Origin of the sequence: Endozoicomonas atrinae, from assembly GCF_001647025.1 — a bacterium.
GTDB lineage: Bacteria > Pseudomonadota > Gammaproteobacteria > Pseudomonadales > Endozoicomonadaceae > Endozoicomonas > Endozoicomonas atrinae.
In genome coordinates, this window is record NZ_LUKQ02000656.1 from 1 (window position 1) to 839 (window position 839).

Annotated in this window: 2 protein-coding genes; both read right to left on the reverse strand. The window is 54.0% G+C overall.

Translation table 11 applies throughout. The features are described from left to right. Nucleotides 1–130: 130 nt before the first annotated feature. The gene (locus AK963_RS29845; protein ID WP_066018819.1) at nucleotides 131–541 is read right to left on the reverse strand and encodes a gp436 family protein; all 411 of its coding nucleotides are present in this window, start codon (nucleotides 539–541) and stop codon (nucleotides 131–133) included. Then, entirely contained in the window at nucleotides 538–780 is a 243-nt protein-coding gene (locus tag AK963_RS29850; RefSeq protein WP_066018820.1) for a DUF7210 family protein, read from the reverse strand. The genes AK963_RS29845 and AK963_RS29850 overlap by 4 nt, the downstream gene beginning before the upstream one ends. Nucleotides 781–839 lie beyond the last annotated feature (59 nt).

The window sequence follows — 839 nt, forward strand, 5'->3', positions numbered from 1 at the left end:
CGGAAATTCAGACGGGCGTCGGTGAGCACTGCCCGTCCCAGCCGTTCAAATAAAGGCTTGCGATGCTGGTAAAGCATCACGGTATCCATCAGGTTCTGTATTTCCTGCTGGCCTTGCTCAAGGGATAACATCAGAAGTCCTCCAGGGTATCCCGGGTAAATAGCCGATCGTCCCGGCTGCGGGTGGTGCTGACTTCGGTGCTGGCGGTAGTGGAGGGTAGTGGCAGGACGGCGCTGCCCCGGACAATGTCCTTGAGCAGCTTCACGCTATCATCATAACGCTTTTCGACTTCGTCCAGCATGCGGCCGTCGTATAAACGATAGCGGGCAATATCGGCGCAAAGCCTGACCACAATCTCAGGAATAACCGACAGCGGCAAGGTATAACGTACAGCCAGGTAGCTGTCTATTTCGTCGCTGGCATCGGTCAGGGCGGCGTCAATGGCGGCGGAGTCCATAGCACCATCGCCCGGGTCGGTGAGACGAATAAGTTCATCCTCTCCAAACCGGGCGATCATGGCGGCGCTGTCGCAGTACTTCATTTTTTAGCCTTGCCTTTTGCTGACTTTTCATTAGCATTCGACGCTGGTTCTGATTCAGCGTAGTTAGCATCCAGCGCTACACTATCGGGTGCTGGATCAGAGCCATCTTCTGCATATAGAGACTCTACCGCTTGACAAGCCAGCAAAGTATCAGCAGCGGTGTCGTCCAGCTCCAACGTTTCCCCTGCCTGATACAATTGCCCATCGTGCCGTACGCTGTGGAGTGCTGTGTATTTCATAGCCACTCCTTAGCTAATGACGTTTTCAAGGTGGTAAGCCACATCGTTGCAAATGATCA

Excerpts from the sequence above, each read along its gene's own strand:
- AK963_RS29850 (WP_066018820.1), bottom strand. The coding sequence starts at position 780 with ATGAAATACACAGCACTCCACAGCGTACGGCACGATGGGCAATTGTAT.
- AK963_RS29845 (WP_066018819.1), bottom strand. The coding sequence starts at position 541 with ATGAAGTACTGCGACAGCGCCGCCATGATCGCCCGGTTTGGAGAGGAT.